We start from the raw sequence: 14,369 nt of genomic DNA, 5'->3' as shown, positions 1-14,369 counted from the left end.
TGATGCAGCCGCTATGTTAGACGTTATCTCTGGCTATTTTACCGGTGATCCTTATTGGTTGCCAGATCCTGAACCCTCATTTCTGGCAGCAACTCAACAAAAAACCGATAATTTAAAAATTGCTTTTAGTACCAGCATTCTTCCCTTGGGAACAGCAGACGCTAACTGTCAACAAGGGGTTTTGCAAACAGTCGAATTACTAGCAAAATTTGGACATCAAATAGAAGAAAAATGCCCAGATTTCAGCAGTTTAGTTGAACCATTTCAAATTGTCTGGCAATCTGGAATAGCAGCAGCAGGGCTTCCAGCAGAAGCGTTGCAGCCGGTGAATCGCTGGTTATTAGCTAGAAGCAGTTCTTTGGCTGAGTATTTACAAGCAGTTGCCAAAATGCAGATAGTTTCACGGCAAATTATCGCGTTTTTCGATACTTTTGATGTGCTGGTATTGCCAGTTTATTTACATTCACCCATTCGCGTCGGTGAATGGGCAAATTTGAGTCCAGAAGAGGCATTTGAAAATATTGTTAACTGGGTTGCACCTTGTCCTGTAGCCAATGCAACTGGATTACCTGCGATCGCCATTCCTGTCAGTTTTGATAGTAACGGCTTACCCATGAGTGTGCAGTTAATGGGTAAACCAGCCGCTGAGTCTACTTTAATTAGTCTCGCAGCGCAATTAGAAGCCGCTAATCCTTGGATTCAACATCGTCCCGCATTTGCCCTATAATGCAAGCTTCCTTAGCACAAATTGCTCAAATTAAAGTGTTTGCAGACTTAGAAACCACAGATCAACTAAGTCTGCAACCTTATACTGTGGTGAAAAATTATGGAAAAGGGGAGATAATTTTTCATGAAAGTGATTTCTTACCTGCTAAATTATATGCTGTTGCCAGTGGAGTAATTAAAGTTAGTAAAACAGCAACCACAGGTAAAGAAACAATACTTCGCAACTTAGGAACTGGGGAAATTTTCGCCGCACCTGCATTGTTAGGTAATGGCATTTCTCCAGCCACTGTCACCGCAGAATCTGATTGTGAAATTATCACTGTTGAAAGAAATGCTTTATTAACAGCGATTCAACAAAAGCCTGATATTGCTTTGCGAATGTTAGTAGTTTTCAATAACCGCATTCAGCAATTACATGAAACAGTTCACGGCTTAGTTTCCGAAAGGGCAATTATTAGACTTGCCAGATTAATTCAATATTTTGCAACTACATCGGGAACAGAAACCACACCAAAAGGTGAAAGGTTAAAAGAAAGTTTATCTTATTATCGCATGGCGCGGAGTATTGGTATTACCTATGAAGAATGTGTGCGATTAATTAAAAGTATCAACTCTACAATTGCCTATCATCGAGGTGGAGAAATCACGATAATTAATATTCATAACTTAAACGATATTGCCGATGGTAAAATTGAGTAGGGTGGGCAATGCCCACCAAAACAATTAACCTACTGTGGCAAGTTTTTCTTGTTCACGGGCATCAACAACTAAAACCAAACAAAGTGCGGCAACAGCCTTTTCCCATTCCTTGCGTACTGTAATATCTTCCACACCATCAAATAAACCCACCAAACGAGGAACAGCCTGTTCTAAAGCTGCGTGTGGAACTGGACGATGTAACTCAACGAGGTGATTGATACTTTCTTGATTATTGAGAAAACCAATTACCCATTTTGTTGTATGATCTGGACTGTCAGGAACACGCTGAACTCCTAATTCATTTTTTAGCCAGTTATAAAAAGGTGGTAAATGTGTAGCTAAAACTGCACCTGCTGTAGGTAAAGTTTCTCGCAGCAATTTAATATCTAAACTGTCTAATTCTTGTTTTAATTGTGGTGAATTCAGTACCTCATTTAAAGGTGTGGAAAGAATTGCTTCTATTTCTGGTGCAGAAAAAGCTAAATTTTGGGTGAAGGTGGAAATTAGTGATGACATTTGAGAAATCTCCAAAAATAATTAATTAATATCTGCTGCTTTTTCAGAAAGTGTAAGCAGAAATGATAGATTAGATTCAGCCTGTAAAGCATGAGGTGCGTTAGCAGGCATAAAAACAAAAACTCCAGGTTCTAATTTAATATTTTCCCCTGATAAAGTTAGTAAACCTCTACCTTCTAAGACATTGACAGTAGCATTGCGCGTAGAGGTATGTTCTGAAATTTCGGTGTTAGCTGCTAGACAAAAGAGTGTGTATTGACAAGCTGTATCTTTTGCCAGGACTTTGCTGAAAACTCCCGCACGGGGATATTCAATTTGTTCTTGTAGTTGGGTGACAGTAGAACTCATATCAATGTAAGAGTAAAATTTCCAAAGTGTCAAGATATTAATCAGTAACAGCACATATAAGGATGTAGCCTAGTTCTTGCTGATACTTATGGAAAACATGACGCATTTCTAAAACCCGTTGGCGGATAGCTGGCTGTGTTAAGATATTCCAGAAAATCCGCATGGTGTTGATAATGCCTTCATCTTGCAACATTCGCCACCAATTCAGTAAACCCATAGCACCGATTTCATGTTTCTGTACTTGTAATCCTGCTTGTGTAAAAACCTGAATCCAGTTAGTTGCTGAAAGAGGTGTAGAATTAACTCGAATTACCTGCGCTAAATCTGCACTAATTTCTGCTTCTTTGTCATTAGCTAATAATTCATGGGAGAGAAATTTACCTCCCGGTTTAAGTCGGTTGTGAATTTCTGTTAACAGCTTGGCTTTCCCCGGTGGAGATTGCATTGTCAGAATAGCTTCAGCGAAAACGTAATCAAACTTTCCTGGAATTTTATCCAGGTGGAAAATGTCACCTTCAATAATTTCAATTTCATTTTCTAAGCCAGCAGCACGAATATTAGCACGCGCACTAGCTACACTTTCAGGGTTTTTTTCTATTCCCACTACCCTTACATGGTAGCGTTGAACCAAAGAAATAGCACTATCACCAAAGCTAGAAGCTAATTCTAAAACTGTCTCACCTGGTTGAAAATTAGCCCATTGGCATAATTTTTCTGTACCTTTGTGTCCACCGGGACGTAAATATTTTTTACCTGCTGCTGCTAAAACTTGGTATCCTGAAGCAGTTGAGAAATTAAGGATAGTGTTGGTCATCTATCTGACCTCTGAAGTTGTTCTATCCCCAATCTGCCAGAATTTTATCACGTTGTCTTTGAGGTAGCTCAAGGAAGGGGCTTACAAATAAAAAAAATCTTCAATTTGTAGGGTGTATTAGCGCTAAAGTCCGTAACGCACCATCAACTTAAAGGATAATGATGGGTTAAGCTGGGGGAAAATTAATTTTTGACAAATCATTTGAGCAAAGCGTTAAATATGTGGTTATGAAAATACGCCAATTTCTGAACGTTGATTTATAAGTTGATATAGACAACAAGAGAAAATTAAATTAACTTGATTTGGTAAATATCGTGGTAGATAAAATAAATTAGTCACCTTTTAGGTAAAGTAAAGTTACGATTTTTGACTCTTAACCGTAAATTACATACCCTAAACTGTATCTCATTATTAATTGACTCAATGACTATTTAATAGTAATAGTTTAAAAAACTAGCCAATCATCATATTATGTCGAACCAGAAAAAAGAACCAAGTGGATGTGGATGTGCCAATATTCCCTTTTCTGTAATACTAATTATTTTCGCAGGGGGTTATTGGTTGTTTACCCAGAGAAACAATATAGATGTAAGTAAACTTGTATCTCAAGCTCAACAAATCACTAATCCTATCGTCAATTTTACACCAAATATTACAGCAAATCCTGCACCAATTATTGTCCCAATACCTCAAGCAACTCCTACAAAAATTCCTTCTCCTGCTGCATCAAGCATTGCTAAAATTACTCCTAATAATCAACTAACTCCCATTAAACCTAGCATACCGAAAACAGCACCATTACCGGCAAATCCTTGGGAGAAAAAAATAATTAGAGGCATCTATTTAAGTCGCTATCAAGTTACTAATAATGCCGATGAAAAAAAGATTCGTGAAAGAGTCCGTTATTATCGCTCTCAAGGATTTAATACTATTATTCATGGTGTTTGGGGTAATGGTTGTACTATGTACAATAGTAAGGTAATGCAGCAAACTCTCGGTTATAAAAGTTGTCCAAATCTGTTTCAAGATCAATGGTTAGATTGGTTAATTGATGAAGCTGATAAACAGGGAATGCAGGTTCACGCTTATTTTGAGAAAGGAATTAAAATAGATAAAAATAGCCCTATTTTTGATTTAGCAATTGAGAAAAAATGGGTGGTTCCTGGTGTAGATAAAACCTATTCTGCCATAGAACATTATGTGCTTGATGTAGAAATTCCTGAAGTTGCGAATTTCTTTAAAAATATTTTAGTCGAGTTTGTACAAAGGTATCCAAAAATTGACGCTGTGCAATGGGATGATTATTTAGGTTATCATGCTGAATTACCAGGAAAAGTAGATCGCACTGCTAAGTTAACTACTTTTGTGCAGCAAATGATTACGGGCATGAAAAAAGCTAATTCATCAGTTAGTTTTGATATTTGTCATCATAATCCTTATTGGGCTAAACGATATTTTGCGGCTGATTGGGAAAAATGGAATGTGGATAGAGTCTTTATTCAGGTTTATAATGATGCTAATTTCCAAGAAGAATTAAATTATGTCAAAAATTATCATGGTATTGCTATTAGTGAACCACAATTTCATCGTTTACAAGCATTATTAGATAACCCGGAAGTTAAGAGTGTTTTAGTTTTTCCTGGATCTGGAAAACCTGAAGAAACGGCTTCTACTGTCAACAATTTGATTAAAAAAAATAGTAAATAAGGAGTCAGGAGTCAGGAGTCATATAGCGGTTTTTGGTTGAGTGAGATACTTTTAACCCCACCCCCAACCCCCTCCTCGCTTGCGAGGAGGGGGCTATGATGCAATACGTACTGTTAAGTTAGTGAAATCAGGATGGCTTGAAACCATTGAAATTTCGTTATCTGTAGTGTCCGAAAAACTCTTAACTTAACAGTATTGGGCTATGATTTACCAAGGGTAAGTGCATACCGCTATAATTTTTCACTAATTCCCAATTCCCAATTCTCCAAAATTATGCTTTTTTCAACCAGCTAAACATGGCGCGTAAATCTCTACCAACTTCCTCAATAGGATGTTCTGCTTCTTGACGACGCATTGCGGTGAAACCTGGTTTACCAGCTTGGTTTTCTAATACGAATTCCCGCGCAAATTGTCCAGATTGAATTTCGCTCAAGATTTTCTTCATTTCTGCTTTGGTGTCAGCAGTAACGACTCTTGGCCCACGAGTATAATCACCATATTCGGCGGTATTAGAAATACTATCGCGCATGGTAGCTAAACCACCTTCTACAACTAAGTCAACAATTAATTTGACTTCGTGCAGACATTCAAAATAAGCTAGTTCTGGTTGATAACCTGCTTCAACTAAGGTTTCAAAACCGGCTTTGATTAAAGCACTCAAACCACCACACAATACTGCTTGTTCACCAAACAAATCGGTTTCGGTTTCTTCACGGAAAGTAGTTTCCAGAATACCTGCGCGTGTACCACCGATACCTCTAGCATAAGCCATTGCGCGATCGCGTGCCTTGCCTGTAGCATCTTGATAAACTGCAAATAAAGCAGGTACACCTTGTCCTTGTTCGTAAGTCCGACGTACTAAGTGTCCTGGCCCTTTAGGTGCAACCATTACCACATCAACATCAGCCGGAGGGACAACTTGTGCAAAGTGAATATTAAAGCCATGTGCAAAGGCTAAAACATTTCCTGCTTCTAAATTTGGTTCAATCTCGTTTTTGTAAATTGTTTTCTGCACTTCATCAGGTAATAAAATCATGATGAAATCGGCAGCTTTTGCAGCGTCAGCTACATTTTTCACAGTCAAGCCAGCAGCTTCGGCTTTTGCTGTTGACTTACTACCGGGATATAATCCTACAATTACATTTACACCACTGTCTTTTAAGTTAAGGGCGTGGGCATGACCTTGTGAACCATAACCAATAATAGCAATCGTTTTTCCAGCCAAAAGGTCTAAATTGGCATCTTCATCATAATACATCCGCGCCATAGAAGCATCTCCTGTCCGCAAGCATAGTTATAAAATTGGCAGACTTTTGATTTTACCCCAAATTGTGTTACCAAAATAAATACTCTAGGTCAGAATCTTGTTGAAGACACATCTAGGTATATTTTTTGCCCTTGACTAGGGATAAGTTGATATTAACTATACTTATCTGTATCTAAATAAAATCTTATAGAAAAAAAATTTTACTTTTATGTGGAAATTATGAATACTTTAATTTTTTTTTAAGGTGTTCAACATAAACAGAAATATTTATGATAACTTTGATACAAATTTGTTAAGAATAGTTACAGCATCGGTAATGCAAGGAAACATTTCTTATGGTTGAGTTACATGATCATAACCCACGACATCAGGTAGTGATAGTTGGTGGTGGCTTTGGTGGACTTTATGCGGCAAAAAGCCTAGCTAAAGCTAATGTCAACGTTACCCTGATTGATAAACGCAATTTTCATCTATTTCAACCACTCTTGTACCAAGTAGCTACGGGTGCTTTGTCTCCAGCGGATATTTCCTCACCTTTGCGTTCTGTTCTCAGCAAAAGTAAAAATACAAAAGTGCTGTTGGGTGAAGTTGATGATATTAATCCTGACGCACAACAGGTAATTGTTAGCGGTGAAGCAGTAGCGTATGACACGTTAATTGTGGCTACGGGTGCGAAGCATTCTTATTTTGGGAAAGATGACTGGGAGAAATTTGCACCCGGTTTGAAGACTGTGGAAGATGCAATTGCAATGCGTCACCGGATTTTTATGGCGTTTGAAGCCGCTGAAAAAGAAACTGATCCGGTACTACGCCAAGCTTGGTTAACTTTTGTAATTGTAGGTGGTGGTCCGACTGGTGTAGAATTAGCTGGTGCGATCGCAGAATTGGCAACCAAAACCCTGAAAGAAGATTTCCGCAACATCGACACATCAGAAGCGCAAATTTTACTTTTAGAAGGTATGGATCGCATTCTCCCACCTTTTGCCCCAGAATTATCCCAAGAAGCAGAAACTTCCTTAACACAATTAGGCGTAAATGTCCAGACAAAAACCTTAGTTACCAATATTGCTGATGATATTGTGACTATCAAACAAGGTGAAGATGTTAAAGAGATAGCTGCGAAAACAGTATTGTGGGCTGCGGGAGTGAAAGCCTCGGCTATGGGGAAAGTTTTGACAGAACGAACTGGAGTAGAGAGCGATCGCGCCGGGCGTGTTATCGTTGAACCAGACCTAAGTATTAAAGGACATCCCAACATTTTTGTAGTTGGTGACTTAGCAAATTTTGCCCATCAAAATGGTAAACCCTTACCTGGTGTTGCACCAGTAGCGATGCAAGAAGGGGAATATGTAGCTAAACTAATTCAGAAACGCCTTAAAGGTGAAACCCTACCACAATTTAACTATGTGGATAGAGGCAGTTTAGCAATGATTGGGCAACACGCCGCAGTTGTTGATTTAGGTTTCATCAAACTTAAAGGTTTCCTCGCGTGGTTTGTTTGGCTATTTATTCATATTTACTTCCTCATTGAATTTGATAACAAATTAGTTGTGATGATTCAATGGGTTTGGAATTATTTTACCCGCAATCGTGGCGCGAGATTGATTACAGGGAAAGAAATTATTTCATCTGTACCAATTGAAAATAATGAACATTATCAACCAGTGAAAACTAGACAACCGTTAAATGTGTAGTTATCCCTCGTTCCCAGTCTCCGACTGGGAATGCCATCAAGAGGCTCTGCCTCCCAAAAACTCGAAATCAAGAATTCATGTATCTCATATAGCGGTTCTCGGTTGAGTGAGATACATGAACCCCACCCCAACCCCCTCCCCGCAAGCGATGAGGGGACTATGATGTATTTCATTCAAGTGCATACCGCTATATTTCCTAATTATCGTTAATAATACGATGTATAACTTCTGCGTCCCATATTAAAATCAAATCACCACATCTACCAAACCAAATCAATCAATGGGACGCAGCCGCTATCATGTATTAGGAACCCAACCACACTTTATAACCAGCACAATAGTCAATTGGATGCCATTATTTGGACAAACTGAACTTGTTAAAATTATTATAGATTCCCTCAACTTTCTGCAACGACAGCAGCGTATGACATTGTATGGTTACGTCATCATGGAAAATCATCTTCATCTTATCGCTGCGGCTGCAAATCTATCTAAAGAAATAGGTAATTTTAAATCATTCACTGCCCGTTCTATTATTGATTTACTTCATAAAAATAAAGCTGAATATATACTTGGTCAACTGGAGTTTTATAAAATAAAACATAAGATAAAACAAGAGTATCAACTGTGGCAAGAAGGGTTTCATCCCCAGGCGATTTTAAATGAGGAAATGTTGAGGCAGAAATTAGAGTATATGCACAATAATCCGGTGCGACGTGGTTATGTTGATGATCCGGCTCATTGGCGTTATTCTAGTTATCGTAATTATATGGGATTACCGAGTTTATTAGAAGTGGATTTGATTGATTTGTGAGATATTGAGGCAGAGCCTCATGATAGCATTCCCAGTCAGAGACTGGGAACGAGGAATTGTGTATTTAGGGAATAGAATTAATATTATGTCTAACGATGATCTAAACGATATAAAAAGAAATTGGTTGATAGCCGCAGTGGTAGTAATTGTTGCTATACCTATTTTAGTTGTAATATATTCAATTGCAATTATTTTAACTACTGAGAGGATAGAATTAGTAAAAGAAAAATATGAATACGTGGTGGAAATTTTAAAAACTGCTGGCTTATTTATTGGTGGAATTGCAGTATTTATTAATATTTTCTTTGCAGCCAAGCGTGCATACGCTATGGAAGAAAGTGCTAAGGCTGCTAATGAAAGTGCGATTGCTGCTAATAAAAATGCTGAAATTGCACAAGATAAGCAAATTACAGAACGCTTTGCTAAAGCCATAGAACAGCTTGCGAGTGAAAAAATTGAAGTCAGATTAGGCGCGATTTATACTCTAGAAAGAATTGCCAAAGATTCAGAAAAAGATCAATGGACAATTATGGAAGTTCTTACAGCTTTTGTGCGTGAGAATGCACCTGTTAAAAAAGAGGAGAAGTCACAGGATAAAAAACCGTTAATAGATGAATTGCTAAATACTCAAAAGGAAAAAGAGATAGAAGAATTACCAAAACTTCGACTTGATATTCAAGAATCTCTCACTGTAATTGGACGACGCGAACATCCAGATCCAGAAAATAAAAGGCTTGATTTAAGTAATGTTAATATTAGCAATGCCAATCTTCGAGGGGCTAAACTTAAAGGAGCTAACCTTGAAGGGGCTAACCTTCTAGAAGCTAATCTTGAAAAAGCTAATCTTGAAGAAGCTAATCTTGAAGGAGCTAGTCTTGAAGGAGCTAACCTTAGAGAAACTAAACTCCTATGGGCAAAACTCAGAAGAGCAAACCTCAAAAGAGCCATCCTCATTGAAGCCGAACTTCAAATGACTAATCTTGAAGGAGCTAATCTTGAAGAAGCCGAACTTCAAATGACTAACCTTGAAGGAGCTAATCTCATAGGAGCTAATCTTAAAGACGCTAAACTCTTCTGGATAAAACTTGGAAGAGCAAACCTCACAAGAGCCAATCTCAGAGGAGTCAATCTCATAAAAGCTGACCTCACAGCAGCTAACATCACAGAAGCTAATCTAAAAGGTGCTATGATGCCAGACGGATCAATTCATGATTAGAAAGATTTGATTCTTGTATATTCTCCTTCCCACCAGGAAACTAAGAACGAGTAACAAGTAAAAACAAATTGAGTAACTGAATAGTTATTTACCTTGATTCATTGATGAGAGAGTATTTCCACTTTACAGCGAAATAACATTTTGTTACTCTAAATGAATAATTGCGACTAGAGGATTTGAAAATGAAATTTATTTTCGCAGCTATTTTATTGCTGATTGGGTCATTTTTTATGTTTGCAGGTTTTTTATCTAAAACCTCTGAAACAATATTAGACACACCAGGTCGTATTATGTCATTTATTGTTGGTCTTGTCATGGTACTCCTATCCCTAAGTACATATTATCCCTTATTCAATCAATAGATTTGGTGTTTGTATTGGTTTTGTGAAGCTTGATCATCTGTATAACTCGTTCCCAGTCTGGAGACTGGGAATGCTATTTTAAAGGATCTGCCTCAAGTTTTATCCTGTTCATCCTTTAATCCTGGTTATCCTGATTCTGACAATTTTTAATTTTTAGTTTCAAACAACATCCTGTTCATCCTCAAATCCTGGACATCCTGATTCTGACAAAATACAATTTCTGAAAATCTCCAGTAATCTTCAAATACCATATTATCTTGCTACATAATAGAAATAGAAATTCTATCTTTAGGACTGTCAAGAATGTATCAAACAGATCCGCCACTTTCCCCTAAAGAAACATTACCTACAATGTATGATCTTCCTAGCGAAGACCCGGAGGAACCTGGTTTGCCAGATCAATTTCATTTATTGCAACCACAATTGTTATCAGAAACATTCCGTCCACCTAACTATCCTAGCGACCAAATATTTACAGTCAGTGATATGAATCTTTATTATGATTCTCGTCACCCACTTTGGTATAAACGCCCTGATTGGTTTGCCGTTTTAGGTGTTCCCTCTCTTTATGACAACAGAGATTTGCGGTTAAGTTATGTAGTTTGGCAAGAAGCAGTTAATCCTTATATTGTAGTTGAATTACTCTCACCAGGAACAGAAAAAGAAGATTTAGGACAAACATTGCGAGATGTGGAAAAACCACCTGGTAAATGGGAAGTTTACGAGCAAATTTTAAGAGTACCCTATTACGCCATCTTTGACCGTTATCAATCTGAGTTTAGGATGTTTCAGTTAACTGGCGCTCGTTATGCTGAAGTAAGTTTATCAGATTTCCGTTTTTGGATACCAGAAATAGAATTAGGTTTAGGAGTCTGGCAAGGAAGTTATAAAAATGTAAATATGCCTTGGTTGCGTTGGTATGATAAACATGGTAATTGGGTGTTAACTCCAGCAGAACAAGAAAGACAAAAGTTAGAACAAGAAAGACAGAAAACAGAAAGATTAATAGCCCAACTGCGATCGCTTGGTGTTGAACCTGATTTAGATTAATTTACCTACTTTCCTCTTTATGTGTGTATTATCCCTCGTTCCCAGTCTCTGACTGGGAATGCCATCAAGAGGCTCTGCCTCCCATATTTGTTCACAATAACCAGTACATTAGTTAAAGAGGATATAAAAAATAAACTGATGAATGCGATGTCTAACGAAAAGACACAAACTGTCTACGCATCTACCCTAGCATCTATTATCAACACAGAAAACGCTGTCTTACCTTGGGAAAATCTCGAACCCAGTCAGCAACAACGTATCCAGCAGGCGATAGACTCCAAAAGCCATCCCAGTTGTATCGTTTATCCCCACACCCAAGCAGAATTAGCCGCTGTCATAGCCACTGCTAACCGTAATAAATGGCGTGTTCTCCCCTGTGGTAATGCGAGTAAAATCAACTGGGGTGGTTTAGCTAAAAATATTGATATTGTCGTTAGTACCGAACGCATTAACCAACTTATAGAACACGCTGTTGGTGATTTAACCGTCACCGTCGAAGCAGGGATGAAATTTGCCCATCTTCAGGAAATTTTAGCAAAATCTCGCCAAACGTTAGCCCTAGACCCTGCTACACCCACTTCAGCCACCATTGGCGGTATCGTCGCTACTGGGGATACAGGTTCTCTGCGTCAACGTTATGGAGGTGTGCGTGACCAACTTTTAGGTATAACTTTTATCCGTGCAGATGGACAAATTGCCAAAGCTGGAGGAAGGGTAGTAAAAAATGTTGCTGGTTATGACTTAATGAAATTATTCACCGGTTCTTACGGTACTTTAGGAATTATCAGCCAAGTCACTTTTCGAGTTTATCCACTACCAGAAACATCAGCAACGGTAATATTAACTGGTAAAGCTGAAGCAATATCCCAAGCTGCTACAATTTTGCAAGGTTCTGAGTTAACACCAACTCAAGCAGATTTATTATCAAATAAGTTGGTTTATAATTTAGGTTTAGGGGAAGGATTAGGATTAATTACCCGGTTTCAAAGTATTAACGAAAGTGTGAAAGAACAGTCAAACCGACTTTTGGCAATTGGGCAACAATTAGGATTAGATGGGACAATTTGTTCAGCAGAAAATGAAGCTTATCTATGGCAACGATTACCAGAACAAATCCATGCTGATGTTACAAATTCTCTAATTACTTGCAAAATAGGAGTATTACCAACTACGGCAGTTGAGGTTATTAATCAGATAGAAATGGGTTTGATTCACCTTAGTAGCGGTTTAGGTTTGGTAAGTTTAGAAAATGAAAGTCAAGTTTTGAATTTGCGTGATTTATGTCAATCTAATTATGGGTTTTTAAGTGTTTTGGCTGCACCAGTGGAAATCAAAAAAAGATTGGATGCGTGGGGGTATACTGGTAATGCTTTACATATTATGCGGGGCATTAAGGAACAGTTTGATGGTAATTATATTTTAAGTCCTGGTCGGTTTGTGGGTGGGATTTAAGTTTTAAGAGAATGAACCGCGTTCGCGTAGCGTCCCGTAGGGATAGGCGCAAAAAAACGAGAAGTTAAGAGGGGAAAGAGAAATGCAAGTTTCAGATGGTGCTGTTAATAATGTTGCTAGTATTAAGAATTTAAAGGGTTTTGATGAAAGTCATCCTCCAGATCCAAAGTTGATTGATAGTTGTGTTCATTGTGGTTTTTGTCTTTCTACTTGTCCTAGTTATCGAGTGTTAGGTAAGGAGATGGATTCACCCAGAGGACGCATCTATTTAATGGATGCTATTAATGAGGGTGAAATTGCTTTAAATACGGCAACTGTTGAACATTTTGATTCTTGTTTAGGTTGTTTGGCTTGTGTGTCAACTTGTCCTTCTGGTGTGCAGTATGATAAGTTAATTTCGGCAACTCGGCATCAGGTGGAGAGGAATTATAACCGCAGTTTACCTGATAAGTTAGTGCGTCAATTGATTTTTTCTCTGTTTCCCAACCCTGATCTTTTAAGAATTTTACTTTTTCCTTTATTGGTTTATCAAAAGTTGGGAGTTTCTAAGTTATTGCAAGCTACTGGGTTAATTAAAGCCATATCTCCCCGGTTAGCAGCAATGGAATCTATTTTACCAGAAATTACTCTCAGGTCTTTTCAGGATAATTTACCGGATGTCATCCCCGCTAAAGGTGAAAAAAGATATCGTGTTGGCGTAATTTTAGGATGTGTGCAACGGCTGTTTTTCTCTCCTGTCAATGAAGCAACGGTGAGAGTATTAACTGCAAATGGTTGTGAAGTAATTATTCCTAAATCTCAAGGTTGTTGTGCTGCACTTCCAGAACATCAAGGACAAACTGAACAAGCGAAGGTTTTAGCAAGACAAATGATTGATAGTTTTGCTGATACTAATGTTGATTTTATCATTATTAATGCGGCTGGTTGTGGTCATACTTTAAAAGAATATGGTCACATTTTAGCTGATGATCCAGAATATGCCGAAAAAGCAAAGGCATTTGCAGGGAAGGTTAAAGATGCACAAGAGTTTTTAATTAATGTGGGTTTAACTGCTAAACTTTCACCTTTAACTGATAAACCTTTGACTTTAGTTTATCAAGATGCTTGTCATTTATTACATGGACAAAAGATTAGTGTTCAACCTCGTCAGTTATTAAGAAAAATTCCAGGAGTGACTTTAAGAGAACCAATAGATGCGGCTTTGTGTTGTGGTAGTGCAGGTGTTTATAATATGCTGCAACCGGAAGTAGCTGAAGAATTAGGTAAGCAAAAAGTACAAAATTTATTAAATACTGGTGCTGAGTTAATTGCTTCTCCAAATCCTGGATGTAGTTTACAAATTAGTAAGTATTTAGAGGATAAGAAAATTTCAGTAATGCACCCAATGGAGTTGTTAGATTATTCAATTCAGGGTGTGAAGTTGGAGATTTAGAATCTCACTTTCAACCTAAAAAACCTATGTAGAGACGTTTTCTGATATGTCTCTACACAGCAATTTTTAAACTTCTACTATTTTTGTAGTTTTAGGGAACACCAAAAAATGAATTACCAAAAAACTGTAGAGACTGTAGGGTGGGTTGCGCTTCGCTAACCCACCTTTACCCACCCTTCCTTACCAGTATAAATGGTGGGTTACGTCGCAACGGGAGCAAATTTTGATCTTTATGATCTTATGTTGTGTGCCTAACCCACCCTACAAATTGG

General features: G+C 37.9%; 13 protein-coding genes. 9 read left to right on the top strand and 4 right to left on the bottom strand.

The genetic code is table 11. The features are described 5' to 3' along the window. Window positions 1–727: amidase family protein (locus tag A9Y75_RS15355; RefSeq protein ID WP_143046436.1), on the top strand; the 727-nt coding region annotated here is incomplete at its 5' end. After that, window positions 727–1,425, top strand: a complete 699-nt coding sequence (locus A9Y75_RS15350; RefSeq protein ID WP_071190413.1) for a Crp/Fnr family transcriptional regulator — start codon at window positions 727–729, stop codon at window positions 1,423–1,425. The genes A9Y75_RS15355 and A9Y75_RS15350, both read left to right, overlap by 1 nt. A gap of 24 nt (window positions 1,426–1,449) precedes the next feature. On the opposite strand, the gene A9Y75_RS15345 is transcribed toward A9Y75_RS15350, so the two are convergent. Genes A9Y75_RS15345 through A9Y75_RS15335 form a run of 3 tightly spaced genes read right to left on the bottom strand, consistent with a single transcriptional unit; the run spans window position 1,450 to window position 3,103 of the window. After that, a complete protein-coding gene (locus A9Y75_RS15345) occupies window positions 1,450–1,941 on the bottom strand; it encodes a hypothetical protein (protein ID WP_071190412.1) in 492 nt (163 codons plus the stop codon). A 21-nt stretch (window positions 1,942–1,962) separates the two neighbouring features. Beyond that, on the bottom strand, window positions 1,963–2,289 hold the full coding sequence (locus A9Y75_RS15340; RefSeq protein ID WP_071190411.1) for a cupin domain-containing protein: 327 nt from the start codon (window positions 2,287–2,289) through the stop codon (window positions 1,963–1,965). 37 nt (window positions 2,290–2,326) lie between these two features. Continuing rightward, entirely contained in the window at window positions 2,327–3,103 is a 777-nt protein-coding gene (locus tag A9Y75_RS15335) for a class I SAM-dependent methyltransferase (protein ID WP_071190410.1), read from the bottom strand. Window positions 3,104–3,574: 471 nt separating this feature from the next. Here A9Y75_RS15335 and A9Y75_RS15330 point away from each other — a divergent pair, with 471 nt between their 5' ends. Continuing rightward, window positions 3,575–4,810, top strand: coding sequence for a family 10 glycosylhydrolase (locus tag A9Y75_RS15330; protein ID WP_071190409.1), 1,236 nt, complete (start codon window positions 3,575–3,577; stop codon window positions 4,808–4,810). A gap of 271 nt (window positions 4,811–5,081) precedes the next feature. Here the strand turns inward: A9Y75_RS15330 and ilvC are convergent, their stop codons facing one another. Further along, window positions 5,082–6,077, bottom strand: coding sequence for a ketol-acid reductoisomerase (gene ilvC / locus A9Y75_RS15325; RefSeq protein ID WP_015214206.1), 996 nt, complete (start codon window positions 6,075–6,077; stop codon window positions 5,082–5,084). 335 nt (window positions 6,078–6,412) lie between these two features. On the opposite strand from ilvC, the gene A9Y75_RS15320 reads away from it, so the two are divergent. The 6 genes from A9Y75_RS15320 to A9Y75_RS15290 all read left to right on the top strand — a co-directional run bounded on the left by A9Y75_RS15320 (window position 6,413) and on the right by A9Y75_RS15290 (window position 14,097). Continuing rightward, window positions 6,413–7,771, top strand: a complete 1,359-nt coding sequence (locus tag A9Y75_RS15320) for an NAD(P)/FAD-dependent oxidoreductase (protein WP_071190408.1) — start codon at window positions 6,413–6,415, stop codon at window positions 7,769–7,771. Window positions 7,772–8,051: 280 nt separating this feature from the next. After that, the gene (locus tag A9Y75_RS15315) at window positions 8,052–8,585 is read left to right on the top strand and encodes a transposase (RefSeq protein WP_071190407.1); all 534 of its coding nucleotides are present in this window, start codon (window positions 8,052–8,054) and stop codon (window positions 8,583–8,585) included. Between the two features lie 85 nt (window positions 8,586–8,670). Next, window positions 8,671–9,801, top strand: a complete 1,131-nt coding sequence (locus A9Y75_RS15310) for a pentapeptide repeat-containing protein (RefSeq protein WP_143046427.1) — start codon at window positions 8,671–8,673, stop codon at window positions 9,799–9,801. 665 nt (window positions 9,802–10,466) lie between these two features. Continuing rightward, window positions 10,467–11,213: a Uma2 family endonuclease gene (locus tag A9Y75_RS15300; protein WP_071190404.1), complete on the top strand. Its 747-nt coding sequence runs from the start codon at window positions 10,467–10,469 to the stop codon at window positions 11,211–11,213. 138 nt (window positions 11,214–11,351) lie between these two features. Next, the gene (locus A9Y75_RS15295; RefSeq protein ID WP_071190403.1) at window positions 11,352–12,665 is read left to right on the top strand and encodes an FAD-binding oxidoreductase; all 1,314 of its coding nucleotides are present in this window, start codon (window positions 11,352–11,354) and stop codon (window positions 12,663–12,665) included. 82 nt (window positions 12,666–12,747) lie between these two features. Continuing rightward, the gene (locus A9Y75_RS15290; RefSeq protein WP_071190402.1) at window positions 12,748–14,097 is read left to right on the top strand and encodes a heterodisulfide reductase-related iron-sulfur binding cluster; all 1,350 of its coding nucleotides are present in this window, start codon (window positions 12,748–12,750) and stop codon (window positions 14,095–14,097) included. Window positions 14,098–14,369: the final 272 nt, after the last annotated feature.

Source organism: Trichormus sp. NMC-1 (assembly GCF_001858025.1).
Lineage (GTDB): Bacteria > Cyanobacteriota > Cyanobacteriia > Cyanobacteriales > Nostocaceae > Anabaena.
Note: the sequence above shows the minus strand (reverse complement) of the source record. Positions and strands in the feature narration are given on the sequence as shown.